Origin of the sequence: Kosakonia sp. SMBL-WEM22 (assembly GCF_014490785.1) — a bacterium.
In the GTDB taxonomy this organism is placed as follows: Bacteria; Pseudomonadota; Gammaproteobacteria; order Enterobacterales; family Enterobacteriaceae; genus Kosakonia.
On the sequence record NZ_CP051488.1, the window covers coordinates 3,576,439 to 3,601,281 of the forward strand.

Sequence of the window (24,843 nt, forward strand, 5' to 3'; positions counted from 1 at the left end):
AGGTCGCCATACTCTGGCCATCGCATCAACAAAACCGTTACGTATATCTCCCATCTTTGTTACCTGTCGCAAAACCCCGTAAAGGGCTGCATCTGCTATGCTTTTTTGTTATGCAGCTCTCATCCTGACAACAGCGCGATGCGACGCGCGTAAATAAAACATTGCTTTTTAAGGAGTTATCTTCATGAATTATTTAGACGGCCTGAAACAGTTCACCACCGTCGTGGCGGACAGCGGCGACATCGAATCCATTCGCCATTACCAGCCGGAAGATGCCACCACCAACCCCTCTCTGCTGCTGAAGGCCGCTGGGCTTGGGCACTTTTCCCACCTGGTCGACGACGCGCTGGAGTATGGTAAAGCGCGCGGCAAAACCCAGGAGCAGCAGGTCGCGGAAGCGAGCGACAAACTGGCGGTCAATATCGGTGCGGAAATTCTGAAAAGCATTCCGGGCCGCGTCTCCACTGAAGTCGACGCGCGTCTCTCCTATGACAAAGAGAAGAGCATTGCCAAAGCGCGCCGCATCGTTGAGCTCTACCAGGAGCAGGGGATCGATAAGTCACGCATTCTGATCAAACTCGCCTCCACCTGGGAAGGCATCCGCGCGGCAGAAGAGCTGCAAAAAGAGGGTATCGACTGTAACCTGACGCTGCTCTTCTCTTTCGCGCAGGCGCGTGCCTGTGCTGAAGCGGGCGTCTATCTGATTTCGCCCTTCGTCGGGCGCATCTACGACTGGTACAACGACCGCAAACCGATGGACCCGTATGTGGTGGATGAAGACCCAGGCGTGAAATCGGTGCGCAATATCTATGACTACTACAAACAGCACCGCTACGAGACCATCGTGATGGGTGCCAGCTTCCGCCGCGTCGAGCAGATCCTTGCTCTTGCCGGCTGTGACCGTCTCACCATCTCGCCTGCCTTACTGCAAGAGTTGCAGGAGCATGAAGGCACCGTCGAGCGCAAACTGGTGCCGTCCACCCAGACCTTCTCACGTCAGGCGAAAATGACCGAAGCGGAGTTCCGCTGGGAACATAACCTCGACCCGATGGCGGTTGAGAAACTCTCTGACGGCATCCGCCAGTTCGCTGTCGACCAGCGCAAACTCGAAGATCTGCTTGCTGCCAAACTTTAATTTTTTGCCACGGAGTGAACTATGTCCCGTAAAGAGCTTGCTAACGCCATTCGCGCCCTGAGTATGGACGCGGTGCAAAAAGCCAATTCCGGCCACCCCGGTGCGCCAATGGGGATGGCGGATATCGCGGAAGTGCTGTGGAACGACTTTCTGCAGCACAACCCGGCCGACCTAACCTGGTACAACCGCGACCGCTTTATTCTCTCTAACGGTCACGCCTCGATGCTGCTCTACAGCCTGCTGCACCTTAGCGGCTATGACCTGCCGATCGAAGAGCTGAAAAACTTTCGTCAGCTGCACTCCAAAACGCCGGGCCACCCGGAAATTGGCTACACGCCGGGCGTCGAGACCACCACCGGCCCGCTGGGCCAGGGGCTGGCAAACGCCGTCGGTCTGGCCATTGCCGAGCGCACGCTGGCGGCGCAATTTAACCGTCCGGGCCATGACATTGTCGATCACTACACCTATGTCTTTATGGGCGATGGCTGTCTGATGGAGGGGATCTCCCACGAAGTCTGCTCGCTGGCGGGCACGCTGGGCTTAGGCAAACTGATTGGCTTCTACGATCACAACGGCATCTCCATTGATGGCGAAACCGAAGGCTGGTTTACCGATGACACCGCCAAACGCTTTGAAGCCTATAACTGGCATGTGATTAGCGAAGTGGATGGTCACTCTGCGGAAGCAGTGAAAAAAGCCATCGAAGAGGCACAGCAGGTAAAAGATAAGCCGTCGCTGATTATCTGCCGCACGGTGATTGGTTTTGGCTCGCCGAACAAAGCGGGCAAAGAGGAGTCCCATGGCGCGGCGCTCGGCGACGAAGAGGTGGCGCTGACCCGCAAACAGCTGGGCTGGAACTACGGTCCGTTCGAGATCCCGAAAGAGATCTACCAGGCGTGGGACGCCCACGATCGCGGTGCGAAAGCCCAGCAGTCGTGGAATGAGAAACTGGCCGCGTGGGAGAAAGAGTACCCGGATCTGGCAGCAGAGTTCAAACGCCGTATGAGCGGCGGACTGCCGGAGAACTGGGAGCAGACCACCTCCGAATACATCAACAACCTGCAGGCTAACCCGGCGAAGATCGCCAGCCGCAAGGCATCGCAAAACACCCTGAACAGCTATGGTCCGGTGCTGCCGGAACTGCTTGGCGGCTCGGCGGATCTGGCGCCAAGTAACCTCACCATTTGGTCAGGATCTACCTCGATTAAAGAGGATGCCGCCGGAAACTACATTCACTACGGTGTGCGTGAGTTTGGCATGACGGCGATTGCTAACGGTATCGCTCACCACGGCGGTTTCGTGCCCTACACCGCCACCTTCCTGATGTTTGTTGAATACGCCCGTAATGCGGCGCGTATGGCGGCGCTGATGAAAGCGCGGCAGATCATGGTCTACACCCATGACTCCATCGGCCTTGGCGAAGATGGCCCAACGCACCAGGCGGTTGAGCAGATTGCCAGCCTGCGTCTGACGCCAAACTTCAGCACCTGGCGCCCCTGCGACCAGGTGGAAGCAGCGGTCGGCTGGAAACTGGCGATTGAACGCCACAACGGCCCGACGGCGCTGATCCTCTCGCGTCAGAATCTGGCGCAGATGGAGCGAACCCCGGAGCAGGTCAAGGCGATCAGCAAAGGCGGTTATATCCTGAAAGATAGCGATGGCAAACCGGATCTGATCCTGATTGCCACCGGCTCCGAAATGGAGATCACTATGAAGGCCGCCGATCAGTTGAGCGGTGAAGGCGTTAAAGTGCGGGTGGTTTCGCTGCCTTCTACGGATATCTTTGATGCCCAGGATGAAGCGTGGCGCGAATCAGTGCTGCCGTCGGATGTCAGCGCGCGCGTCGCGGTGGAAGCCGGGATTGCCGATTACTGGTACAAATATGTCGGTCTGAAAGGGGCAATCGTCGGCATGACCGGCTATGGCGAGTCCGCTCCGGCGGAGAAACTCTTCCCTTACTTCGGCTTTACCGTTGAGAATATCGTGGCGAAAGCCAAAGCGGTGCTTAACAAGTAATCTTCAGGCGCGCCCGCTTCGGCAGGCGCGCTTTCTCTTATTTCACCACCTGCAACGCTTCGCTGTTTTGCGGCGTGACAATCTCCTCCTGCTTCTCATCCCACAGCGCTTTTTTCACCAGCACAAAACCAGGATGTTGCGAATCGCGTTTCACCAGCGCGGCAGCGTCGTCATCCTCCTGCACATTGCTGTTATAGGGGAAGGAGGGCACGGCTTTCACCCACTCTCCCTGCTGGATATCGTAGACGTAGACCACGTTCCACGCGCTGGTCCACCATTGCGGGAAGATCACCACGCGGTCGCGACCGCTGTCGTCAAGGCCGGAGAGCGTCTCCACGGTGGCACCAATACACTGCGGCAGCGTGGCGGGTTTAATGGCCGGGTTGCTGCTCCACAGCGCGCAGTCGCAGTCGCCCTCTTCTGTACAGCTGCCGCCCGTATGCGGATCGCGGGCGCTAACCCACACCGTCTCTTTCGTGACGCCGTCAAATTTGCCATTGGTCAGCGCGCCCTGCACCGCCTGCTCTTTCTGATTGAGGCGCGTGAGCAGATCCGTCTCTGTGCTGATGCGCCAGCCTGCTGGCTGGTGGAGGAAAGTTAACTGCGCGGGGTAATTTTTAAGCTTGTCTGCCTCCAGCCCGGCCTGTTTGACAAAGTCGACCTCGACATCGCCCGCGCTGGTTTCGTTGATATCAAGCGTGGAGATAATGCGCTGGCTGAAGTGCGGTGCGCGGGCAGCGAAATCCTGCTGCTTGCGCAGCACCGCGTCGCGGGAGAGCTTTTCGCCAAACCAGCTCACCTGGTCGGCATAGAGATCGCCTGCGTCGGCCTTGCCGTTAAGGTGGCTGTTCCAGCGCTCGACCTGCGCGGCGATGGCCTTATTGTCGGCGGCGGTGAGTTCAGCTCTGGCAGGCAGAGCGGCGATAAAAGCCAGGCTTAAGGCAAGCCACGGCGTAAACAGAGGTTTCATTATTCCCTTCCCGGTTGCGATGTGCGGGCGGATTATAATGAGCGCGGGGCAGTCTCGTCACTCGCTTATCGCGTGACCCAAAGAGTTGGCCATGAATCGGGGCCGTGCCAGTTGTCGCAGGTCGGCTCCTGAGCATAACGTACGAGGCGAAAAGTCTGGCCGTCGAAACGCCAGCGGCTGGCGACGCCGCAATCTGCAAGCCCTCGCCCTTTCGCCAGCGTCGTCAGCTCGCGGCTCTTCTCATCAAACGAGGCATTCATCAGCTCCATCTCGCTGTTGCCGTTATCCGGGGAGAACGGCAGCCGCAGGCGTACCAGGCGGGAGACAAACGGTTTTTGCCGCGAGACAAGCCAGGCGAGATCGATCACATTGTAAGCCCCCGCTTCGCAATCAATCATCAGCAGCGCTTTATCATTGGTCAGCGCGTAGACCCGTACCTGGCGGCGCGCCGGGTCGAGGGAGCACTGGGTGTTGCTCATTCGCCAGTTGCCGTAATCAAGCAGATCGTTAAGTTGCTGGTGGGTTAAGGGCGCGGGGGCCGCAGTAGGCTGGACAACCTCTTTTAAGGCGGGCGCGGGCGGCACGCTCAGCGGCGGACTGACCCCTTTTTTAATCCACGCGGTTTTACTGCCGACGCGTTTTTGCTGCGCGTCAATAAACAGCAGTGCGGCTTTCAGCCCGGCGAGCGAAATCCTCCCCTGCCCGCTCTGCAGGGTGATGGTCTGCCCATCCTGGATGGTCTCCAGCAGCGCGGCTACGGTTTGCGGGTTGCTGGTCATCAGATGCCACGGCGCGATTTTCCACTCTGTGTTGGTCATCTTCAACGGTTGACCATCAAGCAGCAGACGCCCGGCAATCGGCGGTGCTTTACCCACAGGGATGCCGATACCGCCGAGATCGATACGCAAAGCAGCATCGGCGCGCGCCCCGGCGCTGCGCTCAAGGCTCATCACCAGCCCGGCGTGATCGCCGGTATTGCGCGCGACGCAAAAATTCTGGTTATTACAGGTTACTTGCCAGTCGGAGAAGGTTTTCTGTGCAGGCGCCGCCCACAGAGCGGGTGCGGTGCAAAGACCGAAAAGGAGAGTAAGTACGCTGCGATAACGCATGAATGGTGCAACCCCGGAAGAATAGACGCAAAACTGGCGTATCTTTACTCCCGCGGTTGACCGGCTCAATCGGATTTGTCGGATAGCTTCATGCGAAAGTTGGTAGGGGTACAGAAAATATGCTTCACGCCATCAGACCAGAGGTTTGCAGATACTGTAATAAAATGACCGCCTTGCCGTCACGGATCTCACCGCTTGCCACCATCGCCAGCGCCTGTTCAAAGGGCAGTTCCAGCACTTCGATATCTTCATCTTCCACGCCACCACCGCTGTTAGCGCGCTGCGCGTCGCTATATTCGGCAACAAAAAAGTGCACGATTTCCGTCACGCCGCCCGGCGACATATAGAGTTCGAACACTTTGCGCACCTCACCGACCAGGTAGCCGGTCTCTTCAATCGCCTCTTTGCGAATGCACACTTCCGGCTCGTCGTCGTCCAGCAGACCGGCGCAGGCTTCAATCAGCATGCCACTCTCGTTGCCATTCACCCAGCTGGCGATGCGGAACTGGCGGATAAGCACCACGCTCTGTTTTTCGCGGTTATAGAGCATGATGGTCGCGCCGTTGCCGCGGTCATACACCTCACGTTTATGGCGGATGACTTCGCCATTCTGACGCGTCAAATCGTAGGTGATGTTACGCAGAACAAAGTAGTTTTCGGAGAGGATTTTATCTTTAATCACATCGATTTTTAGCGACATAGCAGGCTCCAGAAGAGAAAAAGAATGGCGCTATAGTACGCGCCCTGGCCTGCTTTGTCGCCGGGGTTACTGTTTCTCCGGTGGGTTAATGCCGAGCCACGCCATCATCCCCTGCGCCGCATGGCGCCCCTCCGCCATCGCCGTGACCACCAGATCGGCACCGCGCACCGCATCGCCACCGGCAAAAATCTGCGGGTGAGTGGTTTGATACCGGTAGGTGCTATTGACGCTGGCCGCGATGCGTCCCCACTCATCCACCTGCACACCCTGGCGCGACAACCACGGCATCGAATGGGGATTGAAACCAAAGGCCATAATCACCGCGTCGGCGGGCATAATAAACTCGCTCCCTGCGATCGCCACCGGGCGGCGACGCCCTTTCGCGTCCGGCTCGCCGAGCTGCGTACGCTGTAAACGTACGCCGCTCACGTTGCCCCCCTCATCGACTTCAATGTTGAGCGGCTGGACGTTGAACTCAAAGTTCGCCCCCTCATCACGGGCATTTTTCACCTCTTTTTTCGAGCCGGGCATATTGGCTTCATCCCGGCGGTAGGCGCAGGTGACTTTTGCCGCACCGTGACGCAGCGCGGTGCGCACGCAGTCCATCGCCGTATCGCCGCCGCCGAGCACCACCACGTTTAGCCCGGCGGTGTCGACAAATGGCTCATCCGCCGTGGTTTCAAGCCCCATCAATTGTTTGGTGTTGGCAATCAGGAACGGTAACGCGTCATAGACACCAGGCGCCTGTTCATTGGGCAGGTTGGCTTTCATCGAGCGGTAAGTGCCGACGCCGATGAATACCGCGTCGAACTCCTGGAGCAGTTGCTCCAGTGGACGATCTTTGCCGATTTCACAATTGAGTTCAAAACGGATGCCCATCGCGCTAAAGATTTCGCGCCGCCGCGCCAGCAGAGATTTGTCGAGCTTGAAAGCCGGAATGCCAAAGGTGAGCAGGCCGCCGATTTCCGGGTGGCGATCGAAGACGGTGGCGCTGACGCCGTGGCGGACCAGCACATCGGCACACGCCAGCCCCGCCGGCCCTGCGCCAATAATCGCCACCCGTTTATCAACGGGTTTCACCTGCCGCAGGTCGGGCCGCCAGCCCCCGGCCAGCGCCTGATCGGAGATGTAACGCTCAATGTTGCCGATGGTGACCGAGCCGGAGGCATCGCGCAAGGTACACGCCCCTTCGCAGAGACGATCCTGCGGGCAGACACGGCCAGTGATCTCCGGCAGGCAGTTGGTCTGGTGCGAAAGCTCTACTGCCGCAGCAATGTCGCCCGCTTTTACGCGAGCAATCCACTGGGGAATATGGTTGTGCAGCGGACAGCGCCATTCGCAGATGCTGTGCTCGCCGCAAGTTAAGCAGCGCTGCGCCTCCTGCTGCGCCTGCAGGGGTCGAAATGGCAAGTAGATCTCATCAAAGCCGCTTTTCCGCGCCGCCAGCGCCAGCTTCTCCGGCTCGCCGCGCGTGGCGGTACTACGTAACTGGCGCATTTTGTCGTCATTCTGCGCCGGAAGCTCGTGCCACGGCAGCGCCTGCTGGCTGGCGGTGCGCAATCGCCGTGTTTTCGCCATATTTGCCAGCGCTTCTGCGTTAATTAAGGTGAGCGCATCCGCCGGGCAGTTCTCCACGCAGGCCGGGCCTGCCAGGCGCTCTGCGCAGAGATCGCACTTGTGAGCGGTGGCTTTTACCTGCCCTTTTACGTCCGTGACCAACACCTGCATCGTGCCGAACGGGCAGGCGACAACGCAGGATTTGCAGCCGATGCATCTCTGCTGATTCACCTGCACCGCGTCATCGACGCGGGTGATGGCACCGTTCGGGCAACTGCGCGCGCAGGGGGCGGCTTCGCAGTGATGGCAGGTCACCGCGCTGTTCTGCTGGGGGTTTTTGATTACAGTAATACGCGGGTAGAACGCACCAGGGGTAAGGGGATGTTGCTCGTCGTTGTGCGCCATTACGCAGGCCACTTCGCAGGCATGGCATCCAATACAGTGTTGGCTATTCGCCATAATAAAACGATTCATGGCACCCTTCTTGATTGGCTGGATAAACCTTATCTTTTATATGCCTACTCTATTTACCGGGGTGCCTGCTGCCAGGCAATGTTCATTTGCCCAGAAAGGTTATCTATTTGTCACGAACATGTAGCAGATCAATTTATGTTAGCTTTTCAGAAAAATAGTAAGCCTGCGCAATTATGCTGGATAGTCTACAGTCCGTGTAAATGGTTAATAACGGGCAGGTAACGGCGCCTTCACTTACCGTTGCGGTAAAGCTTAGTCAGAATGAAGAATCAACGTTGAGAGTGGGTCTACGCAGAAGAAAATTTGGCTTAAATGACGATCTGCCCCGTGAAGCCTCAATCGGGCATGATAATTTACACTTTCTCCTTTATTTCTCCACGATTGGTGTCGCTATTACCGCTACATTGAGGCGGCTACTCTCACCTTAATCATGCGCAGCAATATGAGGTCCTGTTTCTGATGGCGAATTTTTTTATCGATCGCCCCATCTTCGCGTGGGTGCTGGCGATCCTGATCTGTCTGACCGGGGCGCTCGCCATTAGCTCGTTGCCCGTTGAGCAATATCCCGATTTAGCGCCGCCAAATGTGCGCATTACCGCCAACTACCCCGGTGCGTCGGCGCAGACGCTGGAAAACACCGTCACGCAGGTGATTGAGCAGAATATGACCGGGCTCGATAACCTGATGTATATGTCCTCGCAAAGCAGCGCCACGGGCCAGGCGTCAATCACCCTGAACTTCCGCGCCGGGACCGACCCCGATGAAGCGGTGCAGCAGGTTCAAAACCAGCTGCAGTCCGCGATGCGCAAGCTGCCGCAAACCGTGCAGAACCAGGGCGTGACGGTGCGCAAAACCGGTGATACCAACATCCTCACCATCGCCTTTGTCTCCACCGACGGGTCGATGGATAAGCAGGATATTGCCGACTATGTGGCGAGTAACATTCAGGACCCATTAAGCCGCGTTAACGGCGTCGGCGATATTGATGCCTACGGCTCGCAGTACGCTATGCGCATCTGGCTCGATCCGTCGAAGCTCACCAGTTATCAGCTCACCACCGGTGATGTGACCCGCGCCATTTCCTCCCAGAACGCGCAGATTGCCGTCGGACAACTGGGCGGCACGCCCTCCGTTGACCGCCAGGCGCTGAATGCCACCATTAATGCGCAGTCGCTGTTACAGACGCCGGAGCAGTTCCGCGCTATCACGTTGCGCGTTAATCCTGACGGGTCGGAAGTGCGTCTTGGTGACGTGGCGACCGTTGAACTGGGTGCGGAAAAGTATGACTACCTCAGCCGTTATAACGGTAAAGCCGCCTCCGGGCTTGGCGTGAAGCTGGCCTCCGGGGCGAATGAGATGGAGACGGCAGAGCTGGTGCTCCAGCGGCTTGATGAGCTGTCCCACTACTTTCCCCACGGCCTTGAGTATAAAGTCGCTTACGAGACCGCCTCGTTTGTTAAAGCCTCAATCATTGACGTGGTTAAGACGCTTCTCGAAGCGATTGTGCTGGTGTTTGTGGTGATGTACCTCTTTTTGCAAAACTTCCGCGCCACACTGATCCCAACCATCGCCGTGCCGGTGGTGCTGCTCGGCACCTTTGGCGTGCTCTACTCCTTTGGCTACAGCATCAACACCCTGACGATGTTTGCGATGGTGCTCGCCATCGGCCTGCTGGTGGATGATGCGATTGTAGTGGTGGAAAATGTCGAGCGCATCATGAGCGAAGAGGGTCTTTCGCCGCGCGAGGCGACGCGCAAGTCGATGGGGCAGATTCAGGGCGCGCTGGTCGGCATTGCGATGGTGCTCTCCGCCGTGTTTGTACCGATGGCCTTCTTTGGCGGCACTACCGGTGCTATCTATCGCCAGTTCTCTATCACTATTGTTTCGGCAATGGTGCTCTCGGTGCTGGTGGCGATGATCCTGACACCTGCGCTCTGCGCCACGCTACTCAAGCCGCTGCACAAAGGCGAGCAGCACGGACAGAAGGGCTTCTTCGGTGCCTTTAACCGCGTCTTCAACCGTAATGCCGACCGCTATCAAACCGCCGTGGGCAAAATCCTGCACCACGCTCTGCGTTGGATCCTGCTCTATCTGCTGCTGATTGGCGTGATGGTGCTGCTGTTTATGCGCCTGCCCACCTCGTTTCTGCCACTGGAGGATCGCGGCATGTTTACCACCTCCATTCAGTTGCCGAGCGGCTCAACGCAACAGCAGACGCTGAAGGTGGTGCAGAAGGTTGAAAAGTACTTCTTCACCCATGAGAAAGAGAATGTGCAGTCGGTGTTCGCCACCGTCGGCTCCGGCCCCGGCGGCAACGGGCAAAACGTTGCGCGCCTCTTTATTCGCCTGAAAGATTGGGAGTCACGCCATACCAGCGAGGGCAGCGCCTTTGCCATTATCGAGCGCGCCACCAAAGCCTTTAGCCGCATCAAAGAAGCGCGCGTCTTTGCCGGCAGCCCGCCGGCGATCAGCGGCATGGGCAGCTCCGCCGGGTTTGATATGGAGTTGCAGGATCATGCCGGTGCTGGCCACGATGCGCTGATGGCGGCGCGCGACCAGTTGATTCAGCTCGCCTCGCAGGATCCGGCTCTCACCCGCGTGCGCCACAACGGGCTGGATGATAGCGCGCAGTTACAGATTGATATCGATCAGCGCAAAGCGCAGGCACTGGGCGTCTCGATTGATGATATTAACGACACGCTGAAGACCGCATGGGGCTCCAGCTACGTTAACGACTTTATGGATCGCGGCCGCGTGAAGAAGGTCTATGTGCAGTCGGCGGCGAAATTCCGCATGCTGCCGGATGACATTAACCGCTGGTATGTCCGCAATAACAGCGGCGGAATGGTGCCCTTCTCCGCTTTTGCCACCTCGCACTGGCAAACCGGCTCGCCGCGTCTTGAGCGCTACAACGGCTATGCGGCGGTGGAGATTGTCGGCGAAGCCGCGCCAGGGGTCAGTACCGGTACGGCAATGGATGTGATGGAGAAGCTGGTACGCCAGCTGCCGACCGGCTTTGGCCTGGAGTGGACGGCGATGTCTTATCAGGAGCGGCTCTCCGGCGCGCAGGCACCGGCACTCTATGCCGTCTCGCTGCTGGTGGTTTTCCTCTGCCTTGCCGCGCTGTATGAGAGCTGGTCGGTGCCCTTCTCGGTGATGCTGGTGGTGCCGCTGGGCGTAATTGGCGCGCTGGTAGCGACCTGGATGCGCGGGCTGGAGAATGATGTCTACTTCCAGGTGGGGCTGTTGACGGTGATTGGCCTGTCGGCGAAGAACGCGATTTTGATTGTTGAGTTCGCCAATGAGATGAATGCCCGCGGTGAAGATCTGCTCGCCTCAACGCTGCATGCCTGCCGCCAGCGTCTGCGGCCCATCCTGATGACCTCGCTGGCGTTTGTTTTTGGCGTGCTGCCAATGGCGACCAGCACCGGTGCCGGCTCAAGTAGCCAGCATGCGGTGGGCACCGGGGTGATGGGCGGGATGATTTCCGCCACGGTGCTGGCGATCTTCTTTGTCCCGCTCTTCTTTGTGCTGGTGCGCCGCCGCTTCCCGCTCAGGGCAAAACCACGTTAATCGCGGGCAACAAAAAAGGCGACTGGATTCAGGTCGCCTTTTTTACGTGGATATTATTATTAAGCCGTCACTGCTCAATCATTCGTCTGAAAATTATTTACGAAGCATGCCTTCGATAAAATCTTTCCAGTTCCCCAGTTCATGTTCAATCATAACTACCTCTCTTATTATTACGGCCATTCTACTCAATGCCCGGATGCGCTGTGAAGCTATTTAAACCAATCGAATTAATCGCTCTTTACCGGGCATATCTCTTTGGCTTGGGCTTACTATGCGCCGCTCTGCGGCCTCATACTGTGATTAACGGCAATATTTCCTAAAAACTTGAGGGCTAAATGAAATGGCGATCACATTGTCAGATAAATCTTTAGTTTTGTTATTACGCGATGAACTAGGGGTGACCAAAAGTTATTTAACTAAAATCACTCAACTCACCGTTAAGTGAATTATTATTACCACGCGAATGATATTCGAATTAGATTCCGTTATTCTAATTTCCTGTTCGAATAAGGTTAAAAAGAGACAAAAGGATTCAACATGATCACCCTGTATGGCATCAAAAATTGCGACACCATCAAGAAAGCCCGCCGCTGGCTGGAGGCTGAGCAGGTGGAGTACCGCTTCCATGATTACCGCGTCGACGGGATTGATGCAGATCTGCTGCGCCCCGCAGTCGCAGAGCTTGGCTGGGAAGCATTACTGAACACGCGCGGAACCACCTGGCGCAAGCTGGATGAAGCGCAGCGCGCGGCAGTCGTTGACGCTGAAACGGCGATTGCCTTAATGGTTGAAATGCCAGCAATTATCAAACGACCATTGCTCTGCGCGCCCGGTAAGCCTATGCTGCTGGGTTTCAATGAATCCAGTTATGAGAAGTTTATTCACGAGGTGTAGTTTATGTCATGCCCGGTTATTGAGCTGACGCAGCAGCTTATTCGTCGCCCTTCTCTGAGTCCCGATGATGCGGGATGCCAGGCGCTGATGATTGAACGCCTGCGCGCTATCGGTTTCACCGTTGAGCCGATGGATTTTGGCGACACGCAGAACTTCTGGGCATGGCGCGGCCAGGGAGAGACGCTGGCGTTTGCCGGTCATACGGATGTTGTCCCGGCAGGCGACGTCGACCGCTGGATCAACCCACCTTTCGAACCCACCATTCGTGACGGCCTGCTGTTTGGTCGCGGCGCGGCGGATATGAAAGGCTCGCTGGCGGCGATGGTGGTTGCCGCCGAGCGTTTCGTGGCGCAGCACCCGCAGCACAGAGGCCGCCTCGCCTTTCTTATTACCTCTGATGAAGAGGCCAGCGCCACCAACGGCACGGTGAAAGTGGTTGAAGCGCTGATGGCGCGCAACGAACGTCTCGATTACTGCCTGGTGGGCGAGCCATCGAGCACCGAAGTGGTGGGCGATGTGGTGAAAAATGGCCGTCGCGGCTCCATGACCTGCAACCTGACCATTCATGGCGTGCAGGGGCACGTGGCCTATCCTCATCTGGCGGACAACCCGGTTCACCGCGCGGTACCGATGTTAACCGAGCTGGTGGGCATCGAGTGGGATCGCGGCAATGACTATTTCCCGCCGACCAGTATGCAGATCGCCAACGTTCAGGCCGGTACCGGCAGCAATAACGTCATTCCCGGCGAGCTGTTTGTGCAGTTCAACTTCCGCTTCAGTACCGAACTGACGGACGAGATGATTAAAGCAAAGGTGCAGGCGCTGCTGGAGAAATATCAGCTGCGCTACTCCGTGGAGTGGTGGGTCTCGGGCCAGCCGTTCCTGACCGGACGCGGCAAGCTGGTGGATGCGGTGGTTAACGCCATTGAGCACTATAATGAGATTAAACCGCAGTTGTTGACCACCGGCGGCACTTCCGATGGCCGCTTTATCGCGCGGATGGGCGCACAGGTTGTCGAGCTTGGGCCGGTGAACGCAACGATTCACAAAATTAACGAATGCGTAAACGCCGCAGATCTGCAACTGCTGGCGCGGATGTACCAGCGCATTATGGAACAACTCATCGCCTGATTGGCTGGAGGTTCGCATGGATTGGCTGTCAAAATATTGGTGGATTCTGGTACTGATTTTTTTAGTCGGCGTGTTGATCAACGTGATCAAAGATCTTAGCCGCGTCGATCATAAAAAGTTTCTCGCCAACAAGCCGGATCTGCCGCCGCATCGTGATTTCAACGATAAGTGGGATGACGAGGATGACTGGCCGAATAAGGACCAGCCGAAGAAGTAACCTTTCACCCCCGTTTGGGGGTGAATCTTTTATAGCAGCTCAATGATGTCATCATCGTTCGGCTTGCCGCCGCTTAACGCCTCATCAAAGTAGTGCTTCGGCACGGTGTACTGCAAATGATGCAGCGCCAGCGCCATGCTGCGATCGTCAATGGCGTGCCCCAGATCTTCAACGATATCAAGCGTGATATCGCCGCCTAACGCCGCAACCGCCTCTTCCGCCTTCACCGCCCACGCCAGATCGATCACCGGATCGTCGCCGCCGTGGATCAGGTGAATGGTATTAGTGGTGGCAACCCGCTGCGGCAGGCTGGCGTAACGACCGTTAAAGGCAATCACGCGCGAGGCGAGATCCGGCTGCGCCTTGATCCCCTCCAGCGCCATAATCGCCCCCTGCGAAAAGCCGATCAGCGCCGTGGCAAGCGGGCTGATACCGCTCTTTTGTTGCCAGTAACGCACCGCCTCAATAAACTGCGGCATCACCGCATCGACGCGCTGCTGGCGGTTCTCTTCACTGATATTGCCGACGGAGAACCACTGGCGACCCGGTGCGGCACCGCTCGCTTCAACGCCGCCGATGCTGACGATCAGCGCGTCGGGAAAGGCTGGCGCGAACCAGCGACCAATCTCGCCCATTGAAACCGGGTTATCGCCGACGCCGTGAAACAGCAGCAGCAGTTGCTTCGCAGGGCTTGTCGGGCGTTGCACAACAAAATGGGCATCTTTCATCAGGATCTCCTTAACGTGTCAGGTGCAGTCTACGCCGGGCAAAAAGAGTGACAATGCCATTTAACTGATGGAGATGGTTAAAAAAACTGTCTGGCCTGCACCTGCTTTTTCAGGGTTTCTGTACGCACTTCATCACCTGCCCGCAGCGCCAGAGCGGCTTCGGTGCGCTGCTGCGCCAGTAGCGCTTTGCGCCCTGGCAAGCCTAAACGCGCGCAGAGCTGCGCCTCGCGCTCAGAGTGGACAAGCTGGCCACGCAGCGCCGGGAGCGCGAGATCGCTCTGCGCAAGCAGGCGAGAAAGTGCGCCAGTGGCGGCCGAGAGCGGGCGATGGGCAAAAGCAAACCCGGCCAGCTCCAGCCAGTCCTCATCATTAAGGGTAGACCCCTGGGCCGGGGGCAGGGCTAACTTTTCCCCCTGCCAGTGCGAAAGCCACGGGAGATCGCGTGCCAGACGCTGCTGTTCATGCGCCGCCAGCGCATGCCCGGCTTCACTTAACGGCAACAGCGCCATCGCTGTAAAGCAGCCGCTACTCGCCTCTCGCTGGCTGCCAAGGCGCACCAGCTTAAAGCCGCAGCGCTGCCAGAAGTGCCACAACGCCTGGGTAAAACCAAAGCTGACCGATAGATAATCGCAGTCGCTGTCACGCGCCTGCGCCACCAGCGCGCGACCAATGCCTTCCCGCTGGCAGTGAGGATGCACGGCGATACGACTAATGCGTCGCCCGCGCAGCGTTGCGGCCAGCGGGCTGCCGCCGTGCGCGGCGAGTGATTGCGCCACCAGGTTGCCGCGCGGGCGGCGAAAACCGGCCCATACCGCCTGGCTTAGCTCGGGGGACAGCCCGCCCTCCTCTACCAGCCAGAGCGCGCCGACAATATGCTCTGCTTTTTTCGCCAGCCAGAAGTGCTGGCATGGCGCATCCATCATGCGTCGCAGATCGAGCGGCGAGGTGCGGTAGTGAGCGCTCGCCAGCAGGCGATAGAGTGCCGCAGACTGCGCAGGATGGCTCTGCCAGGCATTAGCAGGCAGCGGCGCGACCGTCAGCGCGCCGCTGGGTTTATCCGTCGCAACAGCATCATCCAGCAGCAGCAGTTCAGCCACCGCGCGCTCAAGCGGGCAACCCGCCGCCCAGCGCAGAGGCATGGAGAGCGCGCGGTGGCGTAAGTGTGGGAAACCAGCGCAAAACTTCAGTAAAAAGCCCTGTCCGGTGCCTTCGTAACCCTGCACCGTGGTGGTTAATAGCACATGGCTAAACGCGGCGGTAAGGGTATGCAGTAATGGGCCTGGGATAGCCGCGGCTTCATCGACAATCAGCCAGCCAGGCTGGCTTCCCTGCTGGTTTATCCGCTCCGCCAGCGCATCGGGGGCGATAAAATCGAACTTTTCGCCCGCGTAGTGCGAAAGCACGTCAGTGGCGGCGCGCGTTGGCGCAGTTACAACGGCTGGCGAAGTTAGCCTTGCGATATGCATCCCGGCGAGCGCGGATTTACCGCGTCCGCGCGGTGCGGTGACCACCATCACACCGGGTGGCATCGCAGCAAGTTCGGCGAGGATCGCCGCTTGTTCGCGCTGCGGCGCACCGTTGGCGGGATGCCACTCAGCACGAATGGGAAAATTAGCAACAGGTTGCGCGTCGCCTTCACGCCAGAGCAGCGTCTGCCCGTCGTGAAAAAGGGTGCGGCTAAAGTGGTCAACAAAAACCGGGGTCGGGATGGGATCGGCGGTGTCGCTCCAGCGGCGGCTGTCTGCGTCTGGCTGCTGCGCCCAGCGCTCGAGCGGCGGAACCAGCAGCAGCAGCCAGCTTCCCGCTTTTAGCGTGCCGCTAAGGGCGGCAAAGGCGGCAACATCGAAGCCGTCGCGCGCATCAAACACCGCATGGCTGAACTCACGCCCGAGCAGCGTCGTTAGCGCGCGCGGCGAGCAGTCGCCCGCTTCGCCCACCCAAAGCCAGTCGCCAGGGAGCGCGTCGCGCAGCTTCCCTGCCTCATCGGCGCACCACGCCGCGCTGCCGGAGAGCACCAGCAGGCGACGGATCCCTTCCCGCGCCATCTGCGCGCTCAGGTTTACCAGCGATTGCATAGTGAGGGCTTACAGACGCCCGCTAAAGGTGTCGCACTGCGCCGGATCGCCGCTATCCATGCCGCGTTTGAACCAACTGTAGCGCTGCGCCGAGGTGCCATGCGTAAAGCTGTCCGGGATCACGCGCCCCTGGCTACGCTGCTGCAAACGGTCATCGCCGATTGCCTGCGCCGCGTTCAGCGCCTCTTCGAGATCGCCCTCTTCCAGCACGCCCTGCTGCTGCATGCTGTGGCCCCAGACGCCGGCATAACAGTCAGCCTGCAACTCCATGCGTACCGAGAGAGCATTGACCTCTTTCTCGCTGGCGTGCTGCTGCAGCTGACGCACTTTCGCCTCGGTGCCGAGCAGTTTTTGCACATGATGGCCCACTTCATGGGCAATCACATAACCCTGAGCAAAATCACCACCGGCACCGAGTTTGTTTTTCATCTCATCATAGAAGGAGAGATCGATATAGACCTTGCTGTCTGCTGGGCAGTAGAACGGCCCCATAATTGACTGCCCCATGCCGCAACCGGTGTTGAACTGATTGCGGTAGAGCACCAGTTTTGGCTGCTGGTATTGACGCCCCATTTTCTGGAACAGCTGCCCCCAGGTATCTTCGGTGGAGGCGAAAATCACGCTGGAGAAGCGCGCGGCCTCATCCTCTTTCGGGTTCACCGCCGCCTGCTGTGACGACGGTGCGCTGACGGGTTGTCCGGTCAACATGCCGGTTAAATCCACGCCGTAATAACTTGCTACCACCACGATCACCAGCAGGATTAACCCGCCTTTGCCCCGCGGCAGGCGAAAACCCCCGCCGCCCATTGAGGGGCCACCCGACTGGCTCCGTCGGTCTTCTACGTTGTCACTCTCTCGTCGCCCTTGCCAGCGCATACTGCCTCCCTATGCCAATAATGGACTCTGTGTATATATGATCGTAGGCGGTTAGGGAAGGATTACCACTGGGAAAAAGACGTAAAAAAACCAGAGGATGCGGGCACCCTCTGGCTGAGACCCGAACGGAGGCAATCAGTCCAGTTTTACGCCCAGACGGTGTGCAACGGCTTCATAGGCTTCGATCAGCCCACCGAGGCTCTGGCGGAAGCGGTCTTTGTCCATTTTATCCAGCGTCTCTTTGTCCCACAGGCGGCTGCCATCCGGGGAGAACTCGTCGCCCAGCACCACTTCGCCGTTGAAGAGGCCAAACTCCAGTTTGAAATCGACGAGGATCAGGCCTGCGTCATCAAACAGCTTGCTCAGCACGTCGTTGGCTTTGTAGGAGAGCTCCTTCATGCGCGCCAGGTTCTCTTTATTCACCCAGCCGAAGGTTTCGCAGTAAGATTCGTTGACCATCGGATCGTGCATGGCGTCGTTTTTCAAAAACAGGTCAAACAGCGGCGGATTAAGCTCAATGCCTTCTTCAATGCCCAGACGTTTCACCAGCGAGCCCGCGGCGCGGTTGCGGATCACGCACTCGACCGGCACCATATCCAGCTTTTTCACCAGACATTCGGTATCCGAGAGCAGCGCTTCCATCTGGGTTGGGATACCGGCTTCGGCAAGTTTGGTCATAATGAAGTGGTTGAATTTGTTGTTCACCATCCCTTTACGATCAAACTGCTCAATGCGCGCGCCATCCCCTGCTGACGTATCGTTACGGAATTCGAGCACCAACAGGTCCGGGTTTTCGGTACTGTAGACGGTTTTCGCTTTGCCGCGATACAACTCAGCTTGCTTTTGCATTTTATTACTCCAGGTGTGATTACAAGGCTAATTGCACTATCTTACGCCGACGCACACGTTTGCGTCACGCTGATAAAAAAAGGCCGGAGGTATTCCGGCCCTGGATCTTACTGGTTAAACGCGGCCTGCAAGGCGGCGACTAACGCGTCGTTCTGGGATTGCGTCAGGGTGTGGCCCTTCGGATCGATAAACTGGAGGCTGCTGCGGTTATCAAGGTCGCCGACCTGCAGTTTATAATCGCCGGAGCTGAGACCCGGATCGCGCGCGCCCAGTGCCTGCCAGTCGCTGTCAGAGAGCGGCTTGTAGGTCACAGTCATGCTGCCAGTAGAGCGGGTGCTGTCGGTCACTTTCATGCCCACTTTCTCCAGCACGTTCGGCAGACGCTGCCAGACGACGTTGAACGGACCGCGCACCACCAGCATCGGCAGACCGGTATCATCCGCGCCGCTCTGCACGTCGAGCGTGGTCACGCTGCGCTTCTCAGCGGCGTTCTGCGCATCGGTGGCGGTTTTATCGAGGCCGGCGGAGATAACGTTCAGCATTTCGGTGCTGTAGCGCTGCAGCGATGCGGTATCACCTACCGGTTTACCCGCCTGCTCAAGGTTCACCAGTTTAACGACCACCGCCTGCTGATAACCCTGCGGTTTCACCGCGATTTGGTAGCGACCGCGATACTGCTGATCTTCATCCTGACGGTTCCACTCAACCCAATCGGTTGTGAGGGTCTGCGCGGCATCGTCGCGTTTGGCGATGGTGAAGTTTTTCGCCTGAATCAGGCTAACAACCTGCGGCCATAAGGTATTGCCGCGACCATTCTCTACCATCAGCGTGGCGGTATCGCCGTTGAACTGGGTACGCGCACCGGTCACCAGCGCCAGCGGCTGTGCTGGCGGACGAATGTCCAGCGCTTTACCAACGGCACCGCTGCCGCTGGCGGAAGGGACATTGTAGTCCCCAGTCTGCACCGGCAGGATCAGCCCGGCGGGCGCATGAAGCTCAGCAAGCGGCGTCGCATCCAGATAGGATTCGTCCCCGCTGACCTGACGCTTGTAACGTGAATCGGAATTGCAGGCGGCGAGCAACATCACAAGTGAAACACTCGCTACCTTCGCCAGGCGCGACTTCTGTACTGAGTAAGCCATCAAATCTCCCTAAACTTTACAGCAGACCGGCATGCTTAAGCGCCGCACGAACCACCTCACGACCGTGGTCGGTAATCGGTGTCATCGGCAAACGCAGCGTATCGGTTGCCACAAGTCCCAACTCCTTACATGCCCATTTGACCGGGATCGGATTGGGTTCGACAAATAGTTTGTTGTGTAACGGCATCAGACGCTGGTTAATCGCGCGGGCATCGGCAAACTGCCCTTCAGCGGCCAGTTTGCACATCTCGGCCATTTCGCGCGCCGCCACGTTGGTGGTGACGGAAATCACACCGTGACCGCCGAGCTGCATGAAGTCCATCGCCGTGGCGTCGTCGCCGCTCAGCAGGATAAAGTCGTCTGAAACCAGCTCTTTGATCTGGTGAACACGACTTAAGTTCCCGGTCGCTTCTTTAATACCGATAATATTTTTGACTTCCGCCAGGCGTCCCACGGTTTCCGGCAGCATATCGCAGCCAGTGCGCGACGGCACATTATACAGAATCTGCGGCAGGTCAGTATGTTCGGCGATGGCTTTGAAGTGCTGGAACAGACCTTCCTGCGTCGGGCGGTTGTAATAGGGGGTAACGGTGAGGCAGCCAACGATGCCGCTGTTATTGAAACGCTGCGTCAGGCTGATGGCTTCGGCGGTGGCGTTTGCGCCCGTGCCGGCAATAACAGGAATGCGCCCGTCAGCCAGCTCAACCGTCAGTTCAACCACATCAGCATGCTCGTCGTGGCTCAGGGTTGCGGATTCGCCGGTAGTCCCTACCGAAACGATCGCCGAGGTTCCACTGGCGACATGATAATCAATCAGTTTCTTCAGGCTTGACCGGCAGACTTTACCTTGCGAATCCATCGGCGTAATAAGCGCAACAATACTTCCCGTGAACATGGGCCATCCTCTGTGCAAACAAGAGCCTCAATGGTACGTGCGGTGCCGTAAGAAAAGCAAGAGACCTGACGGTCTGTGGCGGTTGTATGCCGGTTTTTTTTATGCTTTCCTTATGATTACCTCATGTTTGACAGGAAGCTCAGGTTTGACAACCTCACCACAACACTTTTTGGTTATCACTGCGCTGGGGGCCGACCGGCCTGGCATTGTGAATACGATCACACGCCATGTCAGCAGCTACGGTTGTAATATTGAAGACAGCCGGCTGGCGATGCTGGGAGAAGAGTTCACCTTTATTATGCTGCTTTCAGGGTCGTGGAACGCTATTACCCTTATCGAATCGACCCTGCCGCTGAAAGGCGCCGAACTGGATCTGTTGATTGTGATGAAGCGTACCGAGGCTCGCCCGCGTCCTGATATGCCCGCCACCGTTTGGGTGCAGGTTGACGTACCGGATTCTCCCCATTTGATTGAACGCTTTACGGCGTTATTCGATGCTCACGAGATGAATATTGCCGAGCTGGTCTCCCGCACTCAGCCCGCCAGCGCCGATGGTGTTCCGCAACTCTTTATTCAGATTACCGCCCACAGCCCCGCGTCGCGGGACGCATCAAATATTGAGCAGGCGTTTCGGGCGCTCTGTACAGAATTGAATGCGCAAGGCAGTATAAACGTCGTCAACTATTCTCAGCATGATGAACAGGATGGAGTGAAGCAATGAATCCACTGAAAGCCGGTGATATCGCACCGAAATTTAGCTTGCCCGATCAGGACGGTGAACAAGTAAATTTAGCCGACTTCCAGGGACAGCGTGTTCTGGTCTATTTCTACCCGAAAGCCATGACACCGGGTTGTACCGTCCAGGCCTGCGGCCTGCGCGATAACATGGATGAGCTGAAAAAAGCAGGCGTGGAAGTTCTCGGTATCAGCACTGATAAACCGGAAAAACTCTCCCGCTTCGCCGAGAAAGAGCTGCTCAACTTTACCCTGCTGTCCGATGAAAGCCATGAAGTGTGCCAGCAATTTGGCGTCTGGGGTGAGAAGACCTTTATGGGGAAAACTTACGACGGCATTCACCGCATCAGTTTTCTGATTGATGCCGCGGGCACCATTGAACATGTGTTTGATGACTTTAAAACCAGTAATCACCACGATATCGTCGTGAACTGGTTAAAAGAGAACGCCTAAACGCCCCCCCTCTTCTGCTGCGGGCAACCCGTCAGGGTCGCCCTCCTAAGCTTTACTCTCGCGTTATCCGCTGATCACCTCATCTTCGCTAGCCAGCGAATCAGGCCACGCGTGGATCACCGCTTTTATTAAGGTCGCCAGCGGAATGGCGAAGAAGACGCCCCAGAAGCCCCACAGGCCGCCGAAAATCACCACCGACAGGATAATCACCAGCGGATGCAGGTTGACTGCTTCCGAGAAGAGCACCGGCACCAGCAGGTTGCCATCCAGCCCCTGAATAATCAGATAGACCGCAAAACAGCTCCAGAACTCAGTGCCCAGCCCGAACTGGAACAGCGCCACGCCAACCACCGGAATGGTCACCACAAACGCGCCGATATAGGGAATCAACACCGAGAAGCCCACCAACACCGCCAACAGCAGCGAGTAGTTGAGGCCAAAGAGAATGAAGCCAATCCAGGTCGCCACGCCGACCACCACCATCTCCAGCACTTTGCCGCGAATATAGTTGGTGATCTGCTGATTCATCTCTTTCCATACCTGGCCTGCCAGCCCGCGGTTGCGCGGCAGCACCCGGCGCACGGCGTTGAGCATCTGTTCTTTATCTTTTACCAGGAAAAAGACCATCAGCGGCACCAGCACGAGATAGACCGCAAGAGTAAGCAGCCCCACCAGCGAAGCGAGGGAGTATTTCACCACCGAGTCACCCATTGAGAGCATACGCGCGCGCATATTCTCAGCCATCGCATCAATGATGCCCGCATCCATCAGCGCGGGATAACGGCGCGGCAGGGTGGCGGCAAAACCGGAGAGCTTGTTTAACATGCCAGGCATATCGCGGATCAGGTTGATGCCCTGCTGCCAGGCGATCGGCATCACCACAAAGGCCATCACCAGCAGAATGCCAACAAACAGCACCAGCACGATGCTTGCCGCCCAGCTGCGTGAACAGCCAATGCGCTGCAGGCGGGCCGTTGGCCACTCCAGCAGATAGGCGATCACCAGCGCCACAAGCAGCGGCGCGAGCAGGCCGCTAAAGAAGAAGAGAATGGTAAAACCGGCAAGCAGGATAACCAGCAGGGCAATCGCTTCGGGGTCGCTGAAGCGACGGCGATACCACTGCGTCAACATTTCGAGCATAACGTTCCTTATTTCGCCTCACTGGCGGACGTTCAGAACGGGAAGTTTATCGAAATGTCATAAAAAAGACTTCGCTTTTCGTTCCCTTTGCGGGAAACATATCATTGCCGTGAATAAGATTTTCAACGACCATTAACGCGGCTACACTCGCAGGGCGGGTAAGCCGAATGGAACCCGGATATCGTTGTGTCACCTCCAACACAGGAAAGAGGTTATGTTCAGGCAGTTGAAACGAACGCTGGTCGCAACCCTTATCGCCGCCCTTACCGCAGGCCAGGCTGCGCCGGTTTTTGCAGACTCGGCAGACAGCCTGCCGGATATGGGCACCTCGGCTGGCAGCACGCTCTCCATTGGCCAGGAGATGCAGATGGGCGACTTCTATGTGCGCCAGCTGCGCGGCAGCGCGCCGTTAATTAACGATCCGCTGCTGGTGCAGTACATCAATTCTCTTGGTATGCGGCTAGTGGCGCATGCCTACTCAGTGAAAACGCCTTTCCACTTCTACCTGGTGAATAACGACGAAATTAACGCCTTCGCCTTCTTTGGCGGCAACGTGGTGCTGCACTCTGCCCTCTTCCGGTACACGGATAATGAGAGCCAGCTTGCCTCGGTCATGGCGCACGAAATTTCGCACGTTACCCAGCGCCACCTTGCCCGCGCAATGGAAGATCAGAAAAGCAGCGCACCGCTCACCTGGGCAGGCGCGCTGGGGTCGATTTTGCTGGCGATGGCCAACCCGCAGGCGGGAATGGCGGCGCTGACCGGCACGCTGGCCGGCACGCGACAAGGAATGATCAGCTTTACACAGCAGAATGAGCAGGAGGCGGATCGCATTGGCATTCAGGTGCTGCAACGTGCCGGTTTTGACCCGCAGGCGATGCCGACCTTCCTGGAAAAATTGCTCGATCAGTCACGCTACTCCAGCCGTCCGCCGGAAATTTTGCTGACGCACCCCCTGCCGGAGAGCCGCCTGTCTGATGCCCGTAACCGCGCCAACCAGATGCGCCCGGTGGTGGTGCAATCCTCTGAGTCGTTCTATATGGCAAAGGCCCGCACCCTGGGCATGTATAACTCTGGACGTAACCAACTGACCGACGATCTGCTCGACAGCTGGGCAAAAGGCAACGTGCGCGAGCAGCGCGCGGCGCAGTATGGTCGGGCGCTGAAAGCGATGGAGGCGAAAGATTTTGCCGGCGCGCAGAAGCTGTTGCAGCCGCTGCTGAGCGCGGATGCGAACAACGCCTGGTATCTCGATCTGGCGACGGATATCGATCTTGGCCTGAATAAAAGCGGCGAGGCGATTAAACGCCTGAGTGGTGCAAGCGGGCTGAAGAACAACCCAGTGCTGCAACTCAACCTGGCGAACGCTTACTTACAGGGCGGTCAGCCGGCGCAGGCCGCGCAGATCCTCAACCGCTACACCTTCACCAATAAAGACGATATCAACGGCTGGGATCTGCTGGCGCAAACAGAAGCGGCGCTCGGCAACCGCGATCAGGAGCTGGCGGCACGCGCAGAAGGCCAGGCACTGATCGGCAGGCTCGACCAGGCGATCACACTGCTGAGTAGTGCCAGCGCGCAGGTAAAGCTCGGCAGCCTGCAACAGGCACGCTATGACGCGCGAATCGACCAGCTGCGCCAGATGCAGCAGCGCTTCCGCCCGTATGAAAAGATGTAATCAGGAGAAAAAATGTCAAACGCGGTAAAAATCTACCATAACCCCCGCTGCTCCAAGAGCCGTGAGACCCTGAGCCTGCTGCAGGCCAACGGCGTTGAACCGGAGGTGGTGCTCTACCTTGAGACGCCGCCGGATGCGGCAACGATCCAACAGCTGTTGCAGTGGCTTGGCATGTCGAGCGCGCGGGAGTTGATGCGCACGAAAGAGGATCTCTATAAAGCGCTCAACCTCGGCGACAGCACGTTATCCGAAGCGGCGCTGCTGCAGGCGATGGTGGAGAACCCGAAACTGATCGAGCGCCCCATCGTGGTCGCTAATGGTCAAGCGCGAATCGGCCGACCGCCGGAAAGCGTGCTGAAGATCTTGCGCTAACAGCGGATGACATCTTGTAGGCCGGATAAGGCGATACGCCGCTATCCGGCAGAAGCAGCCACAAAGCATTGCCGGATGGCGCTCACGCTTATCCGGCCTACGCAGCAGACCATAAGCCATCGAG

22 protein-coding genes are annotated in these 24,843 nt (G+C 57.8%); 10 read left to right on the forward strand and 12 right to left on the reverse strand.

The window, feature by feature from the left end; all coding sequences use genetic code 11:
* Positions 1–184: 184 nt before the first annotated feature.
* Both tal and tkt read left to right on the forward strand, forming a co-directional pair.
* On the forward strand, positions 185–1,135 hold the full coding sequence (gene tal / locus HF650_RS17165) for a transaldolase (RefSeq protein WP_187799644.1): 951 nt from the start codon (positions 185–187) through the stop codon (positions 1,133–1,135).
* A gap of 21 nt (positions 1,136–1,156) precedes the next feature.
* Positions 1,157–3,151 carry a transketolase gene (tkt, locus tag HF650_RS17170; protein ID WP_187799645.1) on the forward strand — a complete coding sequence of 665 codons (1,995 nt, stop codon included), beginning with the start codon at positions 1,157–1,159 and terminating at the stop codon, positions 3,149–3,151.
* A gap of 37 nt (positions 3,152–3,188) precedes the next feature.
* On the opposite strand, the gene HF650_RS17175 is transcribed toward tkt, so the two are convergent.
* From HF650_RS17175 to aegA, 4 genes are all read right to left on the reverse strand, one after another.
* Entirely contained in the window at positions 3,189–4,121 is a 933-nt protein-coding gene (locus HF650_RS17175) for a hypothetical protein (protein ID WP_187799646.1), read from the reverse strand.
* A gap of 65 nt (positions 4,122–4,186) precedes the next feature.
* A complete protein-coding gene (locus HF650_RS17180) occupies positions 4,187–5,230 on the reverse strand; it encodes a DUF1176 domain-containing protein (protein WP_187799647.1) in 1,044 nt (347 codons plus the stop codon).
* 124 nt (positions 5,231–5,354) lie between these two features.
* On the reverse strand, positions 5,355–5,930 hold the full coding sequence (gene nudK / locus HF650_RS17185; RefSeq protein WP_187799648.1) for a GDP-mannose pyrophosphatase NudK: 576 nt from the start codon (positions 5,928–5,930) through the stop codon (positions 5,355–5,357).
* A 66-nt stretch (positions 5,931–5,996) separates the two neighbouring features.
* On the reverse strand, positions 5,997–7,961 hold the full coding sequence (gene aegA / locus HF650_RS17190; protein ID WP_187799649.1) for a formate-dependent uric acid utilization protein AegA: 1,965 nt from the start codon (positions 7,959–7,961) through the stop codon (positions 5,997–5,999).
* A gap of 459 nt (positions 7,962–8,420) precedes the next feature.
* Here aegA and acrD point away from each other — a divergent pair, with 459 nt between their 5' ends.
* Positions 8,421–11,534, forward strand: a complete 3,114-nt coding sequence (acrD, locus tag HF650_RS17195) for a multidrug efflux RND transporter permease AcrD (protein WP_187799650.1) — start codon at positions 8,421–8,423, stop codon at positions 11,532–11,534.
* Between the two features lie 93 nt (positions 11,535–11,627).
* On the opposite strand, the gene ypfM is transcribed toward acrD, so the two are convergent.
* Complete coding sequence (gene ypfM / locus HF650_RS17200; protein WP_100181659.1) at positions 11,628–11,687, reverse strand: protein YpfM; 60 nt, start codon at positions 11,685–11,687, stop codon at positions 11,628–11,630.
* A gap of 384 nt (positions 11,688–12,071) precedes the next feature.
* Between ypfM and HF650_RS17205 the strand changes: the two genes are divergently transcribed.
* From HF650_RS17205 to HF650_RS17215, 3 genes are read left to right on the forward strand one after another with little or no spacing between them, the layout of a single operon-like run.
* The gene (locus tag HF650_RS17205) at positions 12,072–12,428 is read left to right on the forward strand and encodes an ArsC family reductase (protein WP_187799651.1); all 357 of its coding nucleotides are present in this window, start codon (positions 12,072–12,074) and stop codon (positions 12,426–12,428) included.
* A 3-nt stretch (positions 12,429–12,431) separates the two neighbouring features.
* Complete coding sequence (dapE, locus tag HF650_RS17210) at positions 12,432–13,559, forward strand: succinyl-diaminopimelate desuccinylase (RefSeq protein ID WP_076770255.1); 1,128 nt, start codon at positions 12,432–12,434, stop codon at positions 13,557–13,559.
* Positions 13,560–13,575: 16 nt separating this feature from the next.
* Entirely contained in the window at positions 13,576–13,776 is a 201-nt protein-coding gene (locus HF650_RS17215; protein ID WP_187799652.1) for a YpfN family protein, read from the forward strand.
* Between the two features lie 29 nt (positions 13,777–13,805).
* On the opposite strand, the gene ypfH is transcribed toward HF650_RS17215, so the two are convergent.
* The 6 genes from ypfH to dapA form a co-directional block, all read right to left on the reverse strand.
* Positions 13,806–14,504, reverse strand: coding sequence for an esterase (ypfH, locus tag HF650_RS17220; protein ID WP_187799653.1), 699 nt, complete (start codon positions 14,502–14,504; stop codon positions 13,806–13,808).
* A gap of 77 nt (positions 14,505–14,581) precedes the next feature.
* Positions 14,582–16,579 (reverse strand): GNAT family N-acetyltransferase, encoded by a 1,998-nt coding sequence (locus tag HF650_RS17225; RefSeq protein ID WP_187799654.1) that lies wholly within the window; start codon positions 16,577–16,579, stop codon positions 14,582–14,584.
* A gap of 9 nt (positions 16,580–16,588) precedes the next feature.
* Positions 16,589–17,455 carry a neutral zinc metallopeptidase gene (locus tag HF650_RS17230; protein WP_187799655.1) on the reverse strand — a complete coding sequence of 289 codons (867 nt, stop codon included), beginning with the start codon at positions 17,453–17,455 and terminating at the stop codon, positions 16,589–16,591.
* Between the two features lie 135 nt (positions 17,456–17,590).
* Positions 17,591–18,304: a phosphoribosylaminoimidazolesuccinocarboxamide synthase gene (purC, locus tag HF650_RS17235; protein ID WP_187799656.1), complete on the reverse strand. Its 714-nt coding sequence runs from the start codon at positions 18,302–18,304 to the stop codon at positions 17,591–17,593.
* A 107-nt stretch (positions 18,305–18,411) separates the two neighbouring features.
* Positions 18,412–19,446, reverse strand: a complete 1,035-nt coding sequence (bamC, locus tag HF650_RS17240; RefSeq protein WP_187799657.1) for an outer membrane protein assembly factor BamC — start codon at positions 19,444–19,446, stop codon at positions 18,412–18,414.
* A 16-nt stretch (positions 19,447–19,462) separates the two neighbouring features.
* Entirely contained in the window at positions 19,463–20,341 is an 879-nt protein-coding gene (gene dapA, locus HF650_RS17245; RefSeq protein ID WP_023481177.1) for a 4-hydroxy-tetrahydrodipicolinate synthase, read from the reverse strand.
* Positions 20,342–20,486: 145 nt separating this feature from the next.
* On the opposite strand from dapA, the gene HF650_RS17250 reads away from it, so the two are divergent.
* Together HF650_RS17250 and bcp are read left to right on the forward strand one after the other, a co-directional pair.
* Complete coding sequence (locus HF650_RS17250) at positions 20,487–21,062, forward strand: glycine cleavage system transcriptional repressor (RefSeq protein ID WP_223284194.1); 576 nt, start codon at positions 20,487–20,489, stop codon at positions 21,060–21,062.
* Entirely contained in the window at positions 21,059–21,529 is a 471-nt protein-coding gene (bcp, locus tag HF650_RS17255) for a thioredoxin-dependent thiol peroxidase (protein WP_023481155.1), read from the forward strand. The genes HF650_RS17250 and bcp overlap by 4 nt, the downstream gene beginning before the upstream one ends.
* Before the next feature lie 63 nt (positions 21,530–21,592).
* On the opposite strand, the gene HF650_RS17260 is transcribed toward bcp, so the two are convergent.
* Positions 21,593–22,669 carry an AI-2E family transporter gene (locus HF650_RS17260; RefSeq protein ID WP_187799658.1) on the reverse strand — a complete coding sequence of 359 codons (1,077 nt, stop codon included), beginning with the start codon at positions 22,667–22,669 and terminating at the stop codon, positions 21,593–21,595.
* A 214-nt stretch (positions 22,670–22,883) separates the two neighbouring features.
* On the opposite strand from HF650_RS17260, the gene bepA reads away from it, so the two are divergent.
* Together bepA and arsC are read left to right on the forward strand one after the other, a co-directional pair.
* Positions 22,884–24,347, forward strand: coding sequence for a beta-barrel assembly-enhancing protease (gene bepA, locus HF650_RS17265; protein ID WP_187799659.1), 1,464 nt, complete (start codon positions 22,884–22,886; stop codon positions 24,345–24,347).
* A gap of 12 nt (positions 24,348–24,359) precedes the next feature.
* The gene (gene arsC / locus HF650_RS17270) at positions 24,360–24,719 is read left to right on the forward strand and encodes an arsenate reductase (glutaredoxin) (RefSeq protein WP_187799660.1); all 360 of its coding nucleotides are present in this window, start codon (positions 24,360–24,362) and stop codon (positions 24,717–24,719) included.
* Positions 24,720–24,843 lie beyond the last annotated feature (124 nt).